The organism is Acetomicrobium sp. UBA5826 (assembly GCF_002433005.1).
GTDB lineage: Bacteria > Synergistota > Synergistia > Synergistales > Acetomicrobiaceae > Acetomicrobium.
Map to the genome: position 1 here is coordinate 149,769 of NZ_DJHF01000022.1, position 19,555 is coordinate 169,323.

General features: G+C 46.8%; 18 protein-coding genes and 1 pseudogene. 8 read left to right on the plus strand and 11 right to left on the minus strand.

The features are described from left to right. Positions 1-40: 40 nt before the first annotated feature. From B3N34_RS08195 to nuoE, 4 genes are read right to left on the minus strand one after another with little or no spacing between them, the layout of a single operon-like run. On the minus strand, positions 41-1,741 hold the full coding sequence (locus B3N34_RS08195; RefSeq protein WP_286976691.1) for a 2Fe-2S iron-sulfur cluster-binding protein: 1,701 nt from the start codon (positions 1,739-1,741) through the stop codon (positions 41-43). Positions 1,742-1,756: 15 nt separating this feature from the next. Next, positions 1,757-4,891 (minus strand): FAD-dependent oxidoreductase, encoded by a 3,135-nt coding sequence (locus B3N34_RS08200; protein WP_286976694.1) that lies wholly within the window; start codon positions 4,889-4,891, stop codon positions 1,757-1,759. A gap of 28 nt (positions 4,892-4,919) precedes the next feature. Continuing rightward, complete coding sequence (locus B3N34_RS08205) at positions 4,920-5,321, minus strand: (2Fe-2S) ferredoxin domain-containing protein (protein WP_286976697.1); 402 nt, start codon at positions 5,319-5,321, stop codon at positions 4,920-4,922. A 10-nt stretch (positions 5,322-5,331) separates the two neighbouring features. Next, a complete protein-coding gene (nuoE, locus tag B3N34_RS08210) occupies positions 5,332-5,865 on the minus strand; it encodes an NADH-quinone oxidoreductase subunit NuoE (RefSeq protein WP_286976699.1) in 534 nt (177 codons plus the stop codon). A 190-nt stretch (positions 5,866-6,055) separates the two neighbouring features. Here nuoE and murB point away from each other — a divergent pair, with 190 nt between their 5' ends. Next, positions 6,056-7,012: a UDP-N-acetylmuramate dehydrogenase gene (gene murB, locus B3N34_RS08215; RefSeq protein WP_286976702.1), complete on the plus strand. Its 957-nt coding sequence runs from the start codon at positions 6,056-6,058 to the stop codon at positions 7,010-7,012. Beyond that, positions 6,999-7,523: a GNAT family N-acetyltransferase gene (locus B3N34_RS08220; RefSeq protein WP_286976704.1), complete on the plus strand. Its 525-nt coding sequence runs from the start codon at positions 6,999-7,001 to the stop codon at positions 7,521-7,523. The genes murB and B3N34_RS08220 overlap by 14 nt, the downstream gene beginning before the upstream one ends. Positions 7,524-7,591: 68 nt before the next feature. On the opposite strand, the gene B3N34_RS08225 is transcribed toward B3N34_RS08220, so the two are convergent. The 5 genes from B3N34_RS08225 to B3N34_RS08245 form a co-directional block, all read right to left on the minus strand. Beyond that, a complete protein-coding gene (locus B3N34_RS08225; protein WP_286976705.1) occupies positions 7,592-8,731 on the minus strand; it encodes a M20 family metallopeptidase in 1,140 nt (379 codons plus the stop codon). Positions 8,732-8,931: 200 nt separating this feature from the next. Further along, positions 8,932-10,008, minus strand: a complete 1,077-nt coding sequence (gene pgsW, locus B3N34_RS08230) for a poly-gamma-glutamate system protein (protein WP_286976708.1) — start codon at positions 10,006-10,008, stop codon at positions 8,932-8,934. Beyond that, positions 9,995-10,414, minus strand: coding sequence for a poly-gamma-glutamate biosynthesis protein PgsC/CapC (locus B3N34_RS08235; RefSeq protein ID WP_286976711.1), 420 nt, complete (start codon positions 10,412-10,414; stop codon positions 9,995-9,997). Before B3N34_RS08235 ends, pgsW begins: the two co-directional genes overlap by 14 nt. Next, positions 10,393-11,400, minus strand: coding sequence for a Mur ligase family protein (locus tag B3N34_RS08240; RefSeq protein WP_349679707.1), 1,008 nt, complete (start codon positions 11,398-11,400; stop codon positions 10,393-10,395). Before B3N34_RS08240 ends, B3N34_RS08235 begins: the two co-directional genes overlap by 22 nt. 318 nt (positions 11,401-11,718) lie before the next feature. Beyond that, entirely contained in the window at positions 11,719-12,654 is a 936-nt protein-coding gene (locus B3N34_RS08245; protein WP_286976714.1) for a DMT family transporter, read from the minus strand. Positions 12,655-12,795: 141 nt separating this feature from the next. Here B3N34_RS08245 and B3N34_RS08250 point away from each other — a divergent pair, with 141 nt between their 5' ends. Together B3N34_RS08250 and B3N34_RS08255 are read left to right on the plus strand one after the other, a co-directional pair. Continuing rightward, complete coding sequence (locus tag B3N34_RS08250; protein WP_286976716.1) at positions 12,796-13,155, plus strand: ferritin-like domain-containing protein; 360 nt, start codon at positions 12,796-12,798, stop codon at positions 13,153-13,155. Between the two features lie 16 nt (positions 13,156-13,171). Further along, positions 13,172-13,975, plus strand: a complete 804-nt coding sequence (locus tag B3N34_RS08255) for a family 1 encapsulin nanocompartment shell protein (protein ID WP_286976717.1) — start codon at positions 13,172-13,174, stop codon at positions 13,973-13,975. A gap of 116 nt (positions 13,976-14,091) precedes the next feature. On the opposite strand, the gene B3N34_RS08260 is transcribed toward B3N34_RS08255, so the two are convergent. Then, a complete protein-coding gene (locus B3N34_RS08260) occupies positions 14,092-14,868 on the minus strand; it encodes an ADP-ribosylglycohydrolase family protein (protein WP_286976720.1) in 777 nt (258 codons plus the stop codon). A 156-nt stretch (positions 14,869-15,024) separates the two neighbouring features. Here B3N34_RS08260 and B3N34_RS08265 point away from each other — a divergent pair, with 156 nt between their 5' ends. Further along, positions 15,025-15,657 carry a M48 family metallopeptidase gene (locus tag B3N34_RS08265; RefSeq protein ID WP_286976723.1) on the plus strand — a complete coding sequence of 211 codons (633 nt, stop codon included), beginning with the start codon at positions 15,025-15,027 and terminating at the stop codon, positions 15,655-15,657. 82 nt (positions 15,658-15,739) lie between these two features. Here B3N34_RS08265 and B3N34_RS08270 read toward each other — a convergent pair whose 3' ends face one another. Further along, positions 15,740-17,203: a leucyl aminopeptidase gene (locus B3N34_RS08270; protein WP_286976725.1), complete on the minus strand. Its 1,464-nt coding sequence runs from the start codon at positions 17,201-17,203 to the stop codon at positions 15,740-15,742. 298 nt (positions 17,204-17,501) lie between these two features. On the opposite strand from B3N34_RS08270, the gene pstC reads away from it, so the two are divergent. From pstC to B3N34_RS08285, 3 genes and pseudogenes are all read left to right on the plus strand, one after another. Next, the gene (gene pstC / locus B3N34_RS08275) at positions 17,502-18,383 is read left to right on the plus strand and encodes a phosphate ABC transporter permease subunit PstC (RefSeq protein WP_286976728.1); all 882 of its coding nucleotides are present in this window, start codon (positions 17,502-17,504) and stop codon (positions 18,381-18,383) included. After that, positions 18,362-19,241, plus strand: a pseudogene (pstA, locus tag B3N34_RS08280) (phosphate ABC transporter permease PstA). Before pstC ends, pstA begins: the two are co-directional and overlap by 22 nt. Positions 19,242-19,260: 19 nt before the next feature. Beyond that, a partial coding sequence (locus B3N34_RS08285) for an ATP-binding cassette domain-containing protein (protein ID WP_286976730.1) occupies positions 19,261-19,555 on the plus strand: 295 nt, incomplete at its 3' end.

Consider the following 19,555-nt stretch of genomic DNA (forward strand, 5'->3'; position numbering starts at 1 on the left):
CCATATATTTTGAGGATATATACCAATTTAATGTTATGGTTTAACCCAACAGTCTAATTAAACCCTTTAAGATTTCCTCATCCGAAGGCAGAGACAGCGCAATTTCAGGTATGGCCTCGAGATGTCTAACTTTTCCTTCGGTATTTATATACGTGCCCGAACGTTCGAACCAAAGCCTGGAAGGCAAGGCCAAATCGGCGTAATTTACCGCTTCATTTTCGTAGCAAGACTGTACCGCAAGAAATTCGGCATTGCCCAGTTGTCCCAACAAATCGTCGGAAACTTCGAAATCGCCCAGCAGAGCGTATAAGCCTCTGAACCCTTTGTTTTTCTTCCAAGGTTTGATCTTCAACTTTTCAATACCGCGAATGTTGCTTCCTCGAGCCAGACCAAGCTGTCTGACGCCGGGACGTAGCCCCCATAAAAACTCCATAACCGATCTTTTCGTCCCCGGCCCATAGACGACAAGGGGATTGGAGAACCTTCCCATGACCTCGCTCAGAGAGTCAATATCTTCATCATGAAAGCGATATGTCGCACGAATATCTACCTTTGCCCCGGCAGAACCCATGACTACGACGGTCGATCCCAGATTCGCGCCCCTCTTGACGAAGGAACTTAGGGCCTTAAATTCCTCATCCAGGTCTGCACCGACAACGACTATACAATCTGCATCGTCGATCTCTTCAATAGAGGCATTGCCAAGGGGCACAGCAGAGGAATCGATTAAAAAGACGTTATCGCCAAACAGCTTTTTGAATTGAAACGCAGCTTCGTTTGTGGCTCGAGGGGATATCAATCCCGCAAAGGAATTAATTCCCCATTCTTTGATCTTTTTTGCTAAAACAGACAAGGCTTCATTTAGATTTAAGCCTCTTTTGCCCTCACCTTCCCTCCATAGCGGTCTGTCCAGCCTTTTGTTTGCTTCGAAAAGGGGCTCAAACCTTCCCTTTGAACACAAAATTCCAGAAGTAGGCCCCTGGCCGAATATTCCTTCTATTCGCAATGGCTCGCCGTCTCGCGATGATATCTCTACTTCACAGCCAACGCTACAGAAGGCACAGGTACTTCTCGTTTTAGTCATATGTTCTTGCCTTCCGATGTATGTGCTCTTCCTGTCCGCCAAGGCCCCGGTTGGGCAGACTTGCAAACAGGTTCCGCAAGAGACACAGGTAGATTCGTTGAAGGGAAGGTCGACGTCAGCACATATCATACTTTTGGGCCCCCTGTCCCGAACTGTCAAAACGGCATGTCCGGCCAACTCTTCGCAAGCCCTCAGACATCTCCTGCAGAGGATACAGCGGTTTTGATCGTATAAAAAATATTTTCTGCTGATATCCATGGGCAATTCGGGCCAAAAGAAACCATAGCTAATGTGGTCCAAGCCGTACTCGTAGGCCAATTTCTGAAGTTCGCAATCTCCGCTCTTTTCGCAAAACATGCAAAAATGGTTTCGCTCGGAAAAGAGCATTTCGAGATTTGAACGCCTGAGATCCCTGATTTCATCGTTTTCGGTAACTACTGCCATGCCATCCGTAGCTTGCGTTGTGCAGGCTGGAACGAGACCTCTTGCGCCCTTTACCTCAACCAGACACATGCGGCAAACTCCGATATCGGCAAGGCCCCCGAAATGACACAAAGTAGGCACGATAATCGCATTTTTCTCGCATACCTTTAGTATCGTATCTCCCAAGCTCCCCTGGACTTTCCTGCCGTTAATTTCCAAGGTAATATCAGACATCGTCAACCACTTCCTTTAGCGCTCTTCCAGGTCGCATCGAAGGCATCTTCTCGCTTCCGACCTGGCCACAGCTTCGTTGGGAAAACCCAAGTTGACCTCCCTAAAATCGTAAACCCTCGTTTCGGGCGACAATATGGACGTCTTAGCCCTCGGTCGCTCCGCCTCTTCTTCGGAGATTTCGTACTTTTGCGGCTCCGGTCTTTCGATAAATGAAGGAGGTTCAGGAAGGGATAGTCCTCTTAGGAACCTGTCGATTGCCCGTGCCGCTTTGTTTCCCTGGCCAACGGCTTCCACTATGCTTGCCGGCCCCAACACTACATCTCCAACTGCAAACACACCCTCCCGACTAGTCATTAAGCTCCTCTCGTCTACCAAGATCGTGCCATTCCTGTGCTGTTTGATGCCCAAATCCTCCAATGAGGGCTGCTCTACCTTTTGCCCTATGGCGGCAACGATTACATCGGCATCAAGAACAAACTCGCTTCCTTCCACCGGAAAGGAGACCTTCCTGGCCGAGGAATCGAACTGGCTTTTGCCCCTTTCGTCGTGAAGTTTGAGTTTTTGACAAAGCAATCCTGTAACCCTCCCATTCTCTCCGAGCACCTTTACGGGAGATGTTAAATAATGGAATATAACCCTCTCCTCTTCTGCCGATATTCTCCGTCTGCGCCATCTGCGTGTGCTGAGGTCGAAGTGGATTCCCTCCTCCTCGGCAGCCTCAACTTCTTCCACAAGGGCAGGCATATCTTTGCGCTCCCTTCGATAGACCAGGTGAACTTCCTTGGCCCCTAGCCTGAGAAGGGATCGTGCGGCATCCATGGCGACATTTCCTCCGCCTACCACTACTACCCTTTTACCCTTGACGAAGGAGAGGTCATCGCCCATATTTAGTTTTCGCAGCAAGGAAACGCCGCTTTCGACCCCGGAAAGCTCATAGCCAGGAATTCCTAAATCCCTGGAGCCCTGTGCCCCTATGGCCAGCAAAAGGGCATCATGAGTTTTTAGCAGGTCTTCAATTGTGATATCGCGACTTACTTTAGTATTTAACTTGACATCGATTTTCCCGACATTCAAGATCGAATTTATTTCCTTTCTCAACACGTCCTTGGGCAACCTGTAATCGGGAATGCCCCACCTCATCATGCCGCCCAGTTCCGAGCTTTCTTCATAAATGCTAACTTCATATCCAAGTTGAGCCAATCTTAAAGCTGCGGTAAGGCCTCCCGGTCCGCCCCCAACTATACCTACGCTTTTTCCTTTATCTGGTTCGTAAACTTTAGGGAACCATTCTTCAGATTCGCGATCGGCCATGAAGCGCTTCAAATCTCTTATTGCAACGGGTTCATCGACCTCCCCTCTCCTACATTTATCTTCGCAGAAAGAGGGACAAACCCGCCCGCAAACGGAGGGGAAAGGATTGGATGCCCTGTGTATATCCAGCGCTTCATCATACCTTCCTTCCGATATTAAAGAAACATAGATGGGAATTTTTACCTCTGCAGGGCAGGCACTTTGGCAGGGGGAGGGCGCAAGAGTCGTACACGCCCCGGCAGGACATCTTAAGTCCAATATATGCCTTTCGTATTCATCTCTAAAATAACGAAGCGTCGACAACACCGGATTTGGGGCACCCTGTCCAAGGGCGCAGAGAGAAGCTTTTTTCATGAACTTCGCTATCTCTTCCAGCATATCCAAATCTTCCATCTTGCCCTGTCCTTTTGTTATCCGCGTGAGTATCTCGAGCATCTTGTTTCCGCCAACCCGACAGGGGGTGCATTGCCCGCAGGATTCGGCCACGGCAAATTGCAGGAAGAACCTCGCTAGCTCCACCATGCAGGTAGTCTCATCCACGACGATCATTCCGCCGGAACCCATCAGGGCGCCGGAAGCCGTGAGGGAATCGAAATCGACGGGGATGTTTAAAGCGTCAGAGGGAAGGCATCCACCCAAAGGGCCTCCCGTTTGCACTGCCTTAAACTGCCTGTCCTTGGACACACCTTCTCCCACATCGAAAATGATTTCCCCCATAGTCGTTCCCATTGGAATTTCAAGCAATCCGGTGTTCTTTACCTTGCCGGTCAGGGCAAACACTGCCGTCCCCTTGCTTTTTTCCGTGCCGATGGAGGAAAACCACTCATGACCGTTTAAAATGATTTGGGGGACGAAGGCGTAGCTTTTTACGTTGTTTATATTCGTCGGCTTGCCCCAGAGACCCTTTTCTGCGGGAAAGGGCGGCCGCGGCCTGGGCTCTCCCCTTCGACCCTCTATAGAGGAAATCAAAGCCGTTTCTTCGCCACAGACGAAGGCTCCGGCGCCTTCCTTTATTTCTATGTCGAAATTAAAGTTGGAACCTAAAATGCCTTCTCCCAACAAACCATATTCCTTTGCCTGGTCAATGGCTATTTTCAGCCTCTGTATGGCCAAAGGGTATTCGGCCCTACAGTAAATGAATCCTTTTTGCGCTCCTATAGCATAGCCTGCGATGAGCATCCCTTCGATCAAAGCATGAGGATCTCCCTCGATCAAGCTTCGATCCATGAAGGCTCCCGGATCCCCTTCGTCGGCGTTGCAAATCACGTATTTAGGTTCCACGGGGTTTTTTCTTGTTAAATCCCATTTAACCCCAGTTGGGAAACCGCCGCCTCCCCGCCCTCTCAAATTTGAGCTTTTTACTTCTTCTATGACATGTTGCGGAGACATTTTATAGAGCGCCTTTGCCAAACCCTGGTAACCCTCTCTCGCTATGTATTCCTCGATGCGTTCCGGATTTATGAGGCCACAATTTCTCAACAAAATTCTCGTCTGATTCATGTAAAAGGGAATCTGATGATAGTGAGGGATAGTTTCATCCGTTATAGGATCTTTAAACAAAAGTCGATCCACCAATTTGCCCCGAATAAGGGTTTTCTCCACTATTTCAGGCACATCTTCCGGCTCTACTTGACAATAAAATATATCCTCCGGATATATCACCACGACAGGACCTATGGAGCACAACCCGTGGCAACCGGAAAAGGAAAGGGAGACCTCATCTTCCAGGTCATGCAACTTTATTTGTTCTCTAAAGGATTCCAATATCTCACGGGATCCGCCCGCCGTACAACTCGTACCTCTGCAACACAAAATATTTGCACGATAATTAACTGACATGACAATCTCTCCAATACATCATAAGAAATTAATGCCAGCTAAAGAGCACATGCTGGCTGCGCTTCTGAGAGATGATCCACTCAGAAACAATTTTTCCCCTTACCAAATGCTCTCTTACCAAGATGGGAACTTTGTCGGGAGTGATGTTTGCGTAAAGAACAACGCCGTCCCGCGGTGTATCTATCTCGACGAGGGGATCGAGGCCGGAAGCAGCTTCACCCTCTGCAATTATCACCCTGGCTCTGACGTTAGCCCTTTTCGTTTCATCCACAAAGGCCTTGGCCACTTTTCTATATGTCTCTCTGTTATTTAACGGTCCGATGAAGATTTTTACCGTAAATTCAGCACCCTCCCTTATTACCAGCTCCTTCCTGGCCTCTTCGGCCAACTTCTCAAGATCCTCGGGGCCTTTCAACTTAAAGCTGCTCATTTCGCTCCCCTCACTCCATCGAATCTAAAATTCTCTTCATTTTCTCCTGAGTCAGCCTTCCGATCACCTTGCCATCGATCATTGCAGCAGGCGCCAGGCCGCAGGAACCCAAACAATAGACGATCTCGTATGTAGCCTTCAAATCCTCGGTAGTTTCGCCGGGAGAGATGCCCAATTTTTCCTCTATGACGCGCCTTATCCTGGGACCTCCCTTGACATGGCAGGCAGTACCGTCGCATTGTTGGATCACATGACGTCCTCTTGGCGTCAAATGGAATTGTGCATAAAATGTAGCTACTCCGAAGATCTTGCTGTAGGGAAGGTGTAACATCTCCGACAATGCTACCAGGGCCTCCTTCGGCAAATAGCCGATTACCTCCTGGGTTCTCTGGAGCAGAGGTATTAAACCTAAATTCTCTTCCTTAGCCTTGTTTACGATATCCTCTAGCTCCTTAATGTCGAGCTCGACTTCTTTAGTGCCTTTAGTCACACACCTCACCTCTTTCCCTTCTTTAGTGATAGTGATATGTTTGACTAGTAACATGTTTTTTATATTATACTACGCTTTAAAAGTAAATTATCTGTATATTGTATTATATTAATGAGGATAAATCGCGCTCTGGAAGGAAGCTTTTTTCGAGAAGTTCCCCCTAGAAATATGGCGAAAGTTTGATATCCTATTACGAGACGAAACGTCGAGCATCTCACATACAAAGCAGACATGAGGGATAGAATTGAAACCTGAAATATTGGCCAACAGACTGAGCGAAATAGGCATAAAGGACCTAAAAAAAGACGAGCCGCTGGCCCTCCACTCGAGCTGGAAGATCGGCGGACCTGCCGATGTGTTGGTAAATGTGAGTGACATACCCTCCCTGCAGAAGTTGATCGTCTTCGCCAAGGAGCGGGACGTTCCCTTTGTCGTCATCGGAAAGGGCAGCAATATACTTTTTCCCGACGAAGGCCTGCGTGGCATAGTGGCAAAATTCGGCAAATCCTTCGCAAGTGTTCGGACAAGCGGCACAAGTATTATCGCCGATGCCGGCGTGTGGACTCCTCGCTTGGCAAAGATCGCCGCCTCAAAAGGCATCTCGGGACTTGAACACGTCAGCGGAATACCTGGTACCTTAGGTGGGCTTATCTACATGAACGGAGGCAGCTTGAGGCATTCAATCGGCGATAATGTAAAAAGCGTTTTGGCTTTGGACGAAGGTGCAAATCTCATCGAGATATCTCGCGATAAGTGCGAATTTTCTTATCGCAGCTCTCTTTTTCAAAGAAAAAATTATATAATCCTCAAGGCCTGCATCGAGGGCAAAGGCGATGACCCTAAAAACATCAGAAGGCGCATTTTAGACATACTGGCCGAGCGAAAATGCAAATTTCCCCTTAAATTTCCAAGTTGCGGCTCCGTCTTCACGAACAATGCGGAAATATACGAAGCATGCGGCCCACCGGGCAAGATAATAGAAGAGGCGGGTTTGAAGGGACTTCGCGTGGGGGGGCTCATGGTAAGCACAATGCATGCCAACTTTATAGTTAATGTCGGAGGCGGGCGCTGCAAAGACGCCTTCGAGCTAATTTCCATGATTAGAGAGACAGTCCACAAAAGGATTGGCTTTTGGCTCGAATGCGAGGTAAGGTATGTTACCCCCATGGGAAAGATAGCACCTTTACATGAATTTATTTAGGGAAGGAGGTGGTGAGCCGTGGGGTTTTGAACAGGGAGAGGCCTCAGGTACTATCGAAATAAAGAGCGTGAACCCCGCCGACTACGAATCGGAGATCGTTGATCTCTACAGACGTGCTTACAAAGGCTTAGAGGAGTACGCCGACACAGACATCGAGACGATCAAAAGATATCTCGGATGGCTTCACAGGCGAGCCGATGGCGGTTTTTTGGTCGCCTTTGACGGATCGCGAATCGTGGGTTTCGTGTCCATAGACCACAAATGGCTTTCCCCGGAGGGCCATATCGTGGGAGAAATACATGAAATCCTGGTCGACCCCGATTACCGGGGCAAAAGAATCGGGAAACTGCTATTGGAAAAGGCCGTGGACTTATTGGCTAAAAGAAGCGTCAAACTGATAGAGCTGTGGGCGGGCGAAAAGAATTTCCACGCCCGAAATTTTTACAAAAGCCAGGGTTTCGAGGAAAAAGAAAAAAGAGGAAAATGGATAAGGTTTATAAAAAATCTTTGAACGGATGCTTTTTAAGTTAACTTTGGCTGTTTTAGGTTTAACCTAAAACAGCCTTTATTTTTAAATGTTCAGCGAACCCTTGAAATATTCAATTCATCCCTCTCATCCCTCGAGAGATCTGCAAGGGAGGCTAAAAAGGCCGTTAAAATCCTGCTTGCAACATCCATTTCCCCCAAGGAGATGTGTTCAAAAGGGGTATGTGATACGGAGAGCTTTCCTGGACCAAAAACTATCGCGGGGATACCCGCCGTAACATAGGGCTCTGCATCGCTCCAACTTTTAAAAGCTCCCGTCTGCAAGCTCAGGCCCAACTCCGCTGAAGCAACTTCCTTAAGTTTCCTGGCGATTGGAACTTCATCGTCCAACAGAAAGGGAGGCGAGACATCGTCGATCTCGTAGTCGACCCCCTTCTCCTCAAAGAACTGCCTTAACTGAATCTCTGCCTCTCTGTGATCCACCTCGGGCAATAACCTGAAATCGACGTACATCTCGCTTCGGCTTGGAATGACCAGTTCGTCGGCAGAACCGCCAAACAGAGCCTGCACGTTGAATCCGGCCTCGCCAATGCGAGGATGCTCCCCTTCGAGAAAGGGTAATTCCTTCAATTTGGACAAAAATTCGATGGCCTTTGTAATGGCGTTTTCTCCCGCCTCGAAATCGCTTCCATGGGCGGGTCTGCCTGAAAAATTCAGTCTGACTCCTATGGCTCCTGCTTCCATTGTGCATACATCAAGCTCCGTCGGCTCAAAGACGATGACCTCTTCCGGCCTTAGGTTCACTGCTTCGTAGGCTCCTCTGCCGCCTTGTTCTTCATCAACGGTAAAAACTATGCTCGCAGGAAAGTTAACATCCCTTTTAGTTATCTGCGCATAGTCTTCCAGGGCAATTATGAGCGATGCTATTGACCCTTTTATGTCGGATGCCCCTCTGCCGTAAACCAAATCTCCGTCCAGATACGGGCTACACTTAATGCCTTCCATGATTTCAGGAACGGTGTCTACATGAAGATCCAACAACACCTTAGAACCCGGGTTAAAGACCAAATTTCCCATATTTTCGGTTATCATTTGCCTTTTTGAAGGAAGGTCAAGAAACTGCAGCCTTTTTTCGAGGTATTCCAGGATAGGTCCTTCGTTTCCGCTCGGACTTGGAATTTCTATGAGCCTCAAAAGCTCACCGGCCAGTCGATCAAATCTTTCGTCATTCAATCAAAACACCCCCTTGAAGCTCCCGCTTCCGAATCACCTCCGCAACATCTTTTAATAAAGAGGAACTTAGAGGTTAAGATTAATTGTATCACGAATGTCAAAAAAATATATTTTTATCCTGATATAAAAAGTAATTAAGGCGAGTTCATTGTTATATTAAGCTGCCATGTATATCATTTAAAAAGAGGATACTTACATCTTTATTCAAAGGCCCATCGCTCATACTTAAACAAAAAGACGGCAAAAAACAATAAGCCTAAAAAGGCCCTTGAAAATTTGAAGGGCTTCGGTCCTTTCTTTTCAAGTTCTACCCCTTCGGAAACGCCGGTCATCCGGCATAAACTTTTGACGTTAAGTATATGTATAACTGGTATTCCTCTTTTGAGGACCAATCCCATAACCCCGTTGCCGGCGCGTTCGGCATATCTCGAATCCAAAAAACCTGGTGGTAACGATAATACAGCATCGTCGGTTCCCATATTTGCATGAGATCCGCCAATTTGTACCACCAAAGCAGGTTTAAATATATCCAAACGTCCTATCTTTGCATCTATCACTTCTTGCAATGACTTCGCTTGTAAAAGCGGTACATCGTCAGATATCGCAGATCGCGACAATATTTCAAGTCCATCCGGAGGAATGCCTGCTCCTATTTCGTAGTCTCCGCCAAAGGTATAAAAAGCCGCCTTCGTAGAGATAAATCCTGCCCTTCTCAGTTCCCTTAGAATTATCGGGATAGGAAAATTCGGATCATTAGCGCCATAGGAAGATGCGCCCAGCGAGACAACAAGCAGCACATCTAACCCCCTTTCCTCCGCGGCGATCAGGGAAGATATCAAAAAACCTGGAAAAGAACCTGAGCTTAAGATTGCAATCCTGTCTCCTCGCTTTAGTCCCGCCTTATCGAACCAACGCAGAAAGATCGCGCCCCAGAGGGGATTACATGAAATCTGTTTGGACGTCAAAGAGCCCACTGTGGTAGTTATGATGCTCCATTCGGTCCCGATAAGGCCGCTTTGCCAAGGGTCCAAGCTTTGAGAGGGAGCAACTCCTTCTCTTTGCGTTTTTAAGCTGTAAAGATAAAATTGAGCTTCTCTGATCCGATCCCAAACCCTTTCCTCCTCGACAGTGAGAGTTCCTGAAGGCCAGGACCACACCAATAAAGATATAACGGCGGCAAGCATGAAAAGATACAAGTTACACCTTCGCGATAAAGTTGTGTTCTTTCCCAGGATCATCGAAAATATGCCACGCACGAAGGCGTTAAAATATCTCATATACCAAATTCCCCATTAAGACAGATAATCCGGTAACGATAAACAGCGCCAAGGACGTTGGAATGACGCCTTGACGCTGCATGTCAGCAGCGATAAGGCCTGGGACCACCCATCCAACCCATGGCAAAAGGGGGCTCGAGAAAAAGCCCAGCAATGCTGCGATGAGCAAAGCAAAGGACACCCTTTCCCTTCCGTATAGGCCAAAAACTCTGACGAGGACATCCAGTAAAGAGAGCACAAGAAGCGAACTTAGTATGACGAAGGCAAACGTACGTGGTGCAAATGGCCCCAAAGCCAGCAAACCCGGCGAAATTATCCCTCCTGTAGCTACACCTGTCCTGCGATAAAATATCAAACCTAAAGCTATACTTACAGCGATAACGATTAAATCCTGTCGCAGATACAATTCACCTCTTTATAAAGGAGCAGTTCTCGAAGGGGCAAACCCGCTATATTACCGCAACCGAAAACTAAACCCCTTTCACTCACGAAAGAAACGATCTCGTCAACATCCCTAAAATAAATCCATTTAACACCTTTTATATGACGAAGGGGATGGGAACCGCAAATATAAATACCTTTGTACCTAGCGTTATTAAACCATGGTTCAAACGCCTTCAGCCTTCCCGGCCTATCTCTACGATTGTTAAAAAGCACAGTAGTCTCTTCTTTCTGCCATTTAAGGGAAAAAAGAAGGCTTTCGGTGCTTTCTACGTCGTTAGCCGAAAAACCCCATGCCAGAAGACCATTACCCATCTTTAGAACTCTAAATCTACCTGGATCATCAGTTAAATTACTGCTCAGAGATTCCTCTGTTACATTAAGTCCGTATGTCTTTAGAGCATTTATAGCTAAAGCCCTATTTGCTTCCTCAAAATCTACAGTATCTCCTGTCAAAAAAACCTCGTTACGATTTTGTTTCAAAAGCCCGAGCAATTTTTCTTCCAAATGCATGTCAGGGCCCAATACCACAGGCACACCCTTGGGAATCCCCGAAAGCAAAGCCCGCATCGCACCTTCTTTCGTCGGTCCCCAAGCTTCTGGATGGTCTTCCCTTAAGTTGGTCCAGATTACCAGGTTGGGCTTGAGCCACTTTGCCGCCAGAGGCTGAAGCTCGGCGGAGACAGCACTGTTTTCCACGACGATAGCTTCCGAATATTCGGGCACATGGTAAAGCCACCACCGGAGCTCTTCGATATGCCCCTCTCTCGATCTGACTATCTGCCGAACGCCGCTGGGCGATATTTCCATAGGTACGACTCCGGTAATACGAGAAAAACAGGAGATACCTAATGCCTTAAACCCGGCCGTCATTAACCTTACCAAAGTGCTCTTTCCTCTTGTTCCTGTAACAAGGACTTTGTATCTGGTTATCTTTTTACACCTCTTTATTAATTATAATACCACACGATAGAGAAGACTTCTTCCCTATCGTGTGGTAGACATTAACAACCTTATTTATATTGTCATTAACGTAATCCGTCAAATAAGATTGCGTCTCGGCAGGATTTTTACTATAAAGGTCCATATCCTTTCTCTCTATTATAGGTTGATACATTAAAAATTCATTTTCATATGCTTCTTGTGCTTCCTTTATATCTTCTATATTGATATTGATACTTATACTTATCATGTCAATATTGTAATTTATAAATAACAAAATATTATCTAAATATTATTTAAATATTATAATATTAATCTAATTGGGTATTACGTTTTTCGTTTAGAAACATCCCATATCGCGCCAGACCTTCTAGAACTTTGTAACATCCAAACTCCAACTATTGCGATTACGCCACCCATAATCGATATGAAAGTGGGCATTTCGTCCAGCCATATCCAAGCTATGAATATAGCCATTACAGGATTCAGAAATAGACTGCTGGCAACCAGAGAGGCAGGATTTCTGGAAGTGGCGTAAGCCCAGCCGGCATAGCCGATGCAGGTCGGGAAAATGGCGAGATACACGACAGTGATAGTGGCAGATGGAGGTGCTGTTATAACCGCCTTCAAAAGGTCCTTTCCAAAGGGGATCATCAAGATAGTTCCGGCCATTATTACATAAGTTGTAAGACGAAAGGCACCATATTTAGGTAAAAGCTTTTTCTGGTAAACGAAATAGAAGGACTCCATAAATGCCGCACATAAAATCCAGAGGGCTCCCAATTCCAGGCCAAAATCGCCTTCGCCAAGTGAAATCACGGCTGCTCCCGCAAAGCTTATGATAATGCCGGCCCAGCCCAAAGGGTTCATCTTTTCCTTTAAGATGATAACGGCCAATATGGCAGTGAAAACCGGAGCCGTGGCGATCAAGAGACTTGCCGAACCCGCCGCAACCGTCTGTTCTCCAATGCAAAGCGGTATATGGTAAAGGAGCATGCCGGTAGCGCTCAGAAAAAATATGAATGGGAGATCCTTTAATTGGGGCAAACCGAACTTAAAAAATACGAAAGGAAGCAATATCAGCGAAGAGATCATAAAACGGAGGACAGCGAGATGAAGAGGCGTATAATGCTCCAGAGCTGCCTTTATCGCAGCGAAGGCCGACGACCACACTAAAAGAGTAACTGCCAAGGCAATGAGGCTCGACCAATCTAAAGAAGTATCAACGGTCACTTCGTCGACTTGAAATTCACTGTTCTTCATTATTATATATCTCTCCCTGATCGTTTATATTGATTCTTTGATAGCTATCTCATTGTACTAAAGAATAAGTTCTTTTGCCGAAGCTCCAATTGTGAAGTATAATAAATTTCGAAAACATATCAAATTAAGGAGGGATTTTCCATGGCCGAATATCATGAACCGGTAGAAGAGCTCACTGCACAGGATAGAGATTTTCATAGAGCCCTGGCCAGCCTCAAAGAAGAGATAGAGGCAGTCATGTGGTACAACGACAGAGCTGCAGCCACAAAGGATCCAGCGATTAAAGCAGTAGTTGAGCATAATCGCAACGAAGAAATGGAACACGCAGCCATGCTTCTCGAATGGCTGAGGCGAAATATGCCGGGTTGGGACGAAGCCCTTCGTACCTACCTTTTTACCGAAGAGCCCATTACGGAAATTGAAGAATCTGCGACGTCAAACGAAGCACCCTCGAAGGATAAAGCCCTTTCGAGCTTAAACATCGGATCTCTTAAAAAGTAAAGGAGGGATGAATCAGATGGATTTTTTAAAAAAAGAGCTTGCACCCGTAAATAACCTTGCGTGGGAAGAGATACTCAAAAGATCGGAGGAGATATTAAAACAGAACCTCTCTGCAAGAAAGTTCGTGGATTTCATAGGTCCCCTCGGTTGGGACTATGCAGCCTACCCTACAGGAAAGCTTAAAAAGGGCGATGCCTCCAAAGAGGTTTGCTATGCTACGCGCCTGAGTTTGCCCCTGGTAGAAGCTTACGTGCCCTTCGAGCTATCCCTATGCGAATTAGACAGTATAGCCAGAGGCTCCAAATCTCCCGACCTCTCTAGTCTCGAAGAAGCAGCCAGAAAGATAGCATCCTTCGAAGATAAAGCAGTATTCTATGGTTTGGACGATGCCTGCATAGAAGGCATTTTCACTGCCTCAAAAGAGTTTGTCCAGGAACTGCCCCTTCAAGACCCATCGGAGCTCCTAGCAAGCTTGGCACAGGTAAGGGCGCATTTTACCTTACACGGCATCGAAGGACCCTACGCCCTTGTTGCAAGTCCGGCCCTTTATACCAGGATATTCTCCGCAGGAGAAGGCTATCCCCTTTACAAGAAAATCAGCGATATTCTTGGCGACAGCAGGATAATCCTATCTTCCCAGATAAACGACGGAATAGTTGTCTCCCTCCGCGGCGGAGATTTCGAGCTCGTATCGGGACAGGACATCTCGATTGGTTATAAAGAACACAATGATACCGTAGTATCCTTATATTTTACTGAAACATTTACGTTTAACGTAAACACCCCGGAAGCTGCCGTTCCTTTAAAGCTGGTCGATTAAGGCTCGTATAAAAGGCTTACACCGATATCTAAAATGAGGACCGCGGATTTACGCGGTCCTCATTTTACGGTCTTAGATAACAAATCAGCACTCTTATTTTTTCTATGACTTCGAAATCAAAAGACATCGTAGGTATCGACGAATATATCAATTATCTTTACAAACTCGCTTGGCAGGAGTGTCCTCGACTTTTCGATCATTTCGCCGGGAATGCCTCCATAATATGCGTGGGCCACGGCTCCTGCTATGGCAGCCTGCGTATCGGCGTCACCGCCCAAAGATATCGCTTTTCTCAAGGCGTCTCCGAAATCATCGGACTCCAAAAAAGCTATAAGCGCTTCTGGGACGGAACCGGGACAGGTGGCGTCAAAGTTGTAAGAAAGACGTATTTCCTCGAGTTCTCTCGACAGGTCGTATCCAAAACGGCTTTCTATTTCTCGTTTTATCTGCTCCTTCAAATAACCCTTTCGAGCTAAAAATACGGCCAAAGCCACGGCCTGGGCGCCCTTTATGCCCTCCGGGTCTGAATGCGTGGGAAGGGCACTTTTTTCGGCCTCCCTCAAAAGGTCCTCCGCTTTGTTACATGCCCATCCTATGGGGCTCGCCCTCATCGCCGAACCGTTTCCAAGGCTTTTTATAGATCTCTGTCCGTTAAATTTCAACCAAAGTTTAAACATTCGACCATAGCCAGCGTTTGGATATCGGCTGGCATATTTTAAATAATAATCGGCGTAAGACCCTCTATGCAACAGACAATCGGCCACAGCTACAGTGAGAACGGTATCGTCTGTGTAGGTGCAGCCTTCTTTAAAGAAAATTACCGCCTTTTCGTCTTTTACCGGATCAAACTCATATACCGATCCGACTATATCTCCCACAATTGCACCTAACATCAACAGATCCACCTCCGAGAATCAAAGGCCTTCATCCCTCCACCCTACGTAAAAATTCCCATTTTCAATTCCAGTATAAAATATTAGAATTAATATTGGAAATGAAAATTAAAATAAATCTAGAAATTTACCCCACTATGGATGGGGGTGATGAAAATGAAAAAATTTGCACGCTCTTTCCTCGTTGGGGCGGTAATTATTATATTTCTTTCGGCTAACGCTTCATTGGCTGCGTTGGAACCCGATTCGGTAAAAAGTGTTTGGGCGAAATTGGCAAAAACAGCCGGAATCGATCCTTCTGCTCCAATCGCCGTCGTCGACCAAAAGGAGCCGAACGCCTGGGTCTCTTTTTCCTTGAATAAGTATTCTATAACGGTGACAAAGGGAATGCTCGAATTGCTGGACAGCGAAGACGAGCTTGCAGGCGTGCTGGCCCACGAGATCGGACACATAAAACTCAATCACTACGGCAGAACGGTAACACGAAGTATTTTATGGGGCCTCTTGTTCCGCAAGGTGGGAACTTCTTCGGGCATAGATCCTTTAGACATTGGCTACGCCCTTGCAGAATCCGGTTTTAGCCGTGAGCAGGAAGTGGAAGCAGACGACTACGGCATAGAGTTGGCCGCCAGGGCCGGTTACGATCCGTGGGGTTTGGTTAGGGCACTGGAAAAGATGAAAGAGGAAGGTTTCGAGACCAGTCCCAGCGGCTTTAATTCGCATCCTCCAACCGACAGAAGGCTTATCCACGTAAGAAACAAGGCGGCGGAAGTATCGACACGTTACTAAGCGCTACTTCAAAAAAAATTTTTGGGCAGCGTAAGGAGAAGGGATCCTTACCATTGAATACCTGTATGGACCTTTGGGCTTTTTACTGCAACCGGTAAAGCCATCGTAATATCGTTCTGGCGCCGAACCCCGATACTCCGCTGCAGTAGTACCCGAAAGGCTCCTTATAGTAGCTTACGCCTGCTATATCGATATGGGCCCATGGAATGTCTTCGGGCACAAACTCTCTCAAAAACATAGCAGCAGTGATGGCACTTCCATATCTTCCCGCTGAATTGACCACATCGGCAAAGGGCGAATCCAAGCGCTTTCTCAAGCGCTCGTCGTCCATAGGAAGCTGCCAGAGCATTTCTCCTGTGAAGGACGACGCATCGAGCAATGCGTTACAAAGGGCTTGATCGTTCGCGAATATTCCCGCCCTATAAGGACCCAGGGCTACGGCACAACCTCCCGTAAGAGTAGCAATATCGACCATGCAAGAGGGATTTAACTTCGAGGCAAAACCCAACACATCTGCCATAGTCACCCGCCCTTCGGCGTCGGTGTTATCGATCTCTATGGTCTTTCCCGTATAGGTTTTGATTATATCATCGGGTTTATATGAAGAACCGCTCGGCATGTTCTCAACGGCTCCTATCAAGGCGTGCACTTCCATCGGCAAATCTAACTTGACAAGGCTTCTCATCACTCCCAAGACGACACATGCTCCCGTTTTATCGCCTTTCATGGTCCTCATGTTCTCTGAGGTTTTTATATCCAATCCGCCGCTATCGAAGGTGAGCCCCTTTCCGACAAGGGCAATTTTCTTTAAAGGCCTGGACGACGGCTTGTATGTTAGGTGGATCAACCTGGGTGGATTAGCAGATCCCTTCCCGACAGCAAGGAGGGCATTCATGCCCATGCGTTCCAACTCTACTTCGTCGTATATCTCGCATTCCAAGCCCATATCATCAGCCAAATCAATGGCCGCCTTCGCCAAGGTGACTGGGTTGACAAGGTTTGGAGGTTCGTTAGCCAAATCCCTGGCATAATTCTGTCCGCAGGCAAAAAGGACGCCTCTTTCGATGGCATCGTCGTCGCCATTTATTATATAAAGGTCATCAATTTTCCCTTTGCTTTCCTCCTTTCGGCCTTCGGTTTTATATCGGTCGAACCTGTAGGCGCCTAGCAAAGCTCCCTCGGCAAAGGCCTGTGAAATGGGAGGGTTAATTTTTAGAGAGTAAAGATACAGTTCTCCGGCATATGATTCTAAAGCGGCCTTCGTTACAATTGCAGCGGCAACCCTGTAATCGTCTATCCTCGCCTTCGATTCTTGTCCCAATCCCGCCAGAAAAACCCTGGGCGTCGGACCCTCGGGAAAAGTGACTTTGAGCAAACTTTCCTTCTTACCGGTAAAGTGCTCATGTTCCGCCTGCTTTTTAACCCTCTCGCCCAAACCTTCAAGCTCTTTCAAAGACTCCTCAATTTTGCCTTCGAAGACGAAAATACCCAATGCTTGCGAGCTCACCTCGCTTGGCCTCGCTGAGCTTTTATAAACTTTCAACATCAACACCTCCAGTTTTATTCCAGGAACCCAACAAAATTTAACACCCTAAAGACGAAAATGCCAAGACAAAAAACTTTTTCGGATATTTCCTGTTCGTGCTGAAACTATATGGCGGCGTGGCGCGAAAAAGACTGTTTTTAAAGTAACGTTGGTTTTACAATTTTGTAAAAATGTTGTTACATAGAATATGATAAGCTCTTAGCGAATGTTATTGTTTTCATAAGTATGGACAGGCATCGATTTTCCATGAAGCTTTATAGAAGCACAAGTCAGTTATCCCAAAGGAGGAAGTTCTGATTTGAGGGATATAAAGCAACGGGATCTCATAGCCAGGATCATTATAAGCGCTATAGCTATGGTGGGTATCTTTATCCTTATATTTATCTTGTTTTTCTTGATAAAGGAAGGAATCCCGGTTTTAAAATCTACGTCGCTCAAGGAGCTTTTATTCGGGTTATATTGGTATCCCACTTACTCTCCTCCGGATTTTGGAATGCTCCCTTTAATAGCGGGGTCGTTGGCCGTAACTATTCTGTCGTCCCTCTTCGCCCTTCCATTGAGCATTCTGGTCGCCATATACTTATCCGAAATTTGCCCGTCCCCCTTGAGAAACATAATGAAACCTCTGCTCGAGATGCTGGGTTTTTTACCTTCTGTTGTGCTGGGTTTCGTCGGAATGGTCCTTTTGGCCCCCTGGCTTCAAAATGCCTTTGAGCTGGTCTCCGGATTAAACCTTTTTAACGCCTCCCTACTTCTGGGCATCCTAATCATACCTATAACTGGGTCGCTGGCTGACGACGCGATTTCTTCCGTACCTTCCGACATTAGAGACGCGTCCTTCGCCCTGGGAGCCACAAGGCAGGAGACGATCACCAGAGTAGTCCTGCCCGCCGCATTGCCCGGTATCATGCAGGCCTGCCTGCTTGGAATGATGAGAGCAATTGGCGAAACCATGGTGGTTTTAATGGCCGCAGGAGGGGCAGCCATCATCCCAAGGAGTTTGTTCGATCCAATAAGACCTTTGACGTCTACTATAGCTGCCGAAATGGGCGAAACCCCAATCGGTTCTCCCCATTATCACGCTCTTTTCTTTGCTGGATTGCTCTTATTGTTAATGACCCTAGCGCTTAATTTTGCGGCCATCTGGGCAGAAAAGCGATGGAGGTGGCAATTGCATTGATGGGAAGAAAGTTAAAGGACAAATCATTGACCTTTATATTGTGGGCCTCCATGTTCGCTGTGATACTTATTTTATTCGGCATTTTGGGTTTCGTGATAGTCCAGGGAGCCGGAGCCTTGTCCATAGAGTTTTTAACACAACCGCCCAGAAATTCTATGACGGAAGGCGGTATATTAACACCGATCATGGGAACTATACAGCTAATACTGGTCTCCATTGCCTTTTCCCTTCCTGTCGGAATCTGTACGGCCATATATTTGGTGGAGTACGCCAGAGACGATATATTCACAACAACACTGAGACTAGCCATAAGGAGCTTGGCGGGAGTTCCCTCAATAGTCTATGGTCTTTTTGGACTTTCCTTTTTCTGTATAATGCTTAAGTTCAATCCATCCCTCTTATCGGCCGGACTCACTTTGGGCTGTCTTGCCCTGCCGCTTATAGTGGGAGCAGCCGAAACGGCGCTCCTTGCCGTCCCCCAAAGCTTGCGATATGCATCTTATGCCCTGGGTGNNTGCCTCCAAGTGGCAGACTATCAGCAAGGTAGTGGTTCCAACTGCCATGCCATCCATACTCACTGGGGCCATACTATCCGTCGGCCGCGTCGCAGGGGAAACGGCACCTATTATGTTTACAGGTGCAGCCTTTTTCACGCCCGGAATTGCAAAAAGCTTGTTTCAGGAAGTCATGGCCCTTCCCTTTCACGTTTACGTTTTGGCTACTGCAGGCACATCTATAGATAAGACACGACCGCTACAATATGGCGCAATTTTGGTCTTGCTCATTTTGGTCTTGGGAATCACCTTAGTAGGCATTATAATGCGCGCCAGATTAAGCCGTAGACGTTACTTAATGTAGCAAAGGAAGGTTTTTAAATATGAGCGATATCACGAGGGACGTCATGAAAATGAAAATCGAAAATTTATTCCTTTATTATGAAGGCGTTATGGCGTTAAAAGATATAAACATGAAAATACCTAACAAAAGCGTAACTGCTCTCATAGGACCTTCAGGGTGCGGAAAAAGCAGTCTGCTAAGATGTCTCAACAGGATGAACGATTTCGTGCCAAACGCAAAAGTCGAAGGCAGAATTTACCTGGACGATACCAATATTTACTCTCCAGGCATGGATTTAATCGAGCTTCGCAAAAAGGTGGGAATGGTCTTTCAAA

What these genes read in the sequence shown, in the direction of transcription:
- B3N34_RS08250 (WP_286976716.1), top strand. Translation starts at nt 12,796, where the DNA reads ATGGCCGAATATCATGAACCGGTAGAAGAGCTCACTGCACAGGATAGA.
- B3N34_RS08260 (WP_286976720.1), bottom strand. Translation starts at nt 14,868, where the DNA reads ATGTTAGGTGCAATTGTGGGAGATATAGTCGGATCGGTATATGAGTTT.
- B3N34_RS08205 (WP_286976697.1), bottom strand. Translation starts at nt 5,321, where the DNA reads ATGAGCAGCTTTAAGTTGAAAGGCCCCGAGGATCTTGAGAAGTTGGCC.
- nuoE (WP_286976699.1), bottom strand. Translation starts at nt 5,865, where the DNA reads ATGTTACTAGTCAAACATATCACTATCACTAAAGAAGGGAAAGAGGTG.
- B3N34_RS08195 (WP_286976691.1), bottom strand. Translation starts at nt 1,741, where the DNA reads ATGTCTGATATTACCTTGGAAATTAACGGCAGGAAAGTCCAGGGGAGC.
- B3N34_RS08200 (WP_286976694.1), bottom strand. Translation starts at nt 4,891, where the DNA reads ATGTCAGTTAATTATCGTGCAAATATTTTGTGTTGCAGAGGTACGAGT.
- B3N34_RS08265 (WP_286976723.1), top strand. Translation starts at nt 15,025, where the DNA reads ATGAAAAAATTTGCACGCTCTTTCCTCGTTGGGGCGGTAATTATTATA.
- B3N34_RS08220 (WP_286976704.1), top strand. Translation starts at nt 6,999, where the DNA reads ATGAATTTATTTAGGGAAGGAGGTGGTGAGCCGTGGGGTTTTGAACAG.
- pgsW (WP_286976708.1), bottom strand. Translation starts at nt 10,008, where the DNA reads ATGAGATATTTTAACGCCTTCGTGCGTGGCATATTTTCGATGATCCTG.
- B3N34_RS08245 (WP_286976714.1), bottom strand. Translation starts at nt 12,654, where the DNA reads ATGAAGAACAGTGAATTTCAAGTCGACGAAGTGACCGTTGATACTTCT.
- B3N34_RS08255 (WP_286976717.1), top strand. Translation starts at nt 13,172, where the DNA reads ATGGATTTTTTAAAAAAAGAGCTTGCACCCGTAAATAACCTTGCGTGG.
- B3N34_RS08270 (WP_286976725.1), bottom strand. Translation starts at nt 17,203, where the DNA reads ATGTTGAAAGTTTATAAAAGCTCAGCGAGGCCAAGCGAGGTGAGCTCG.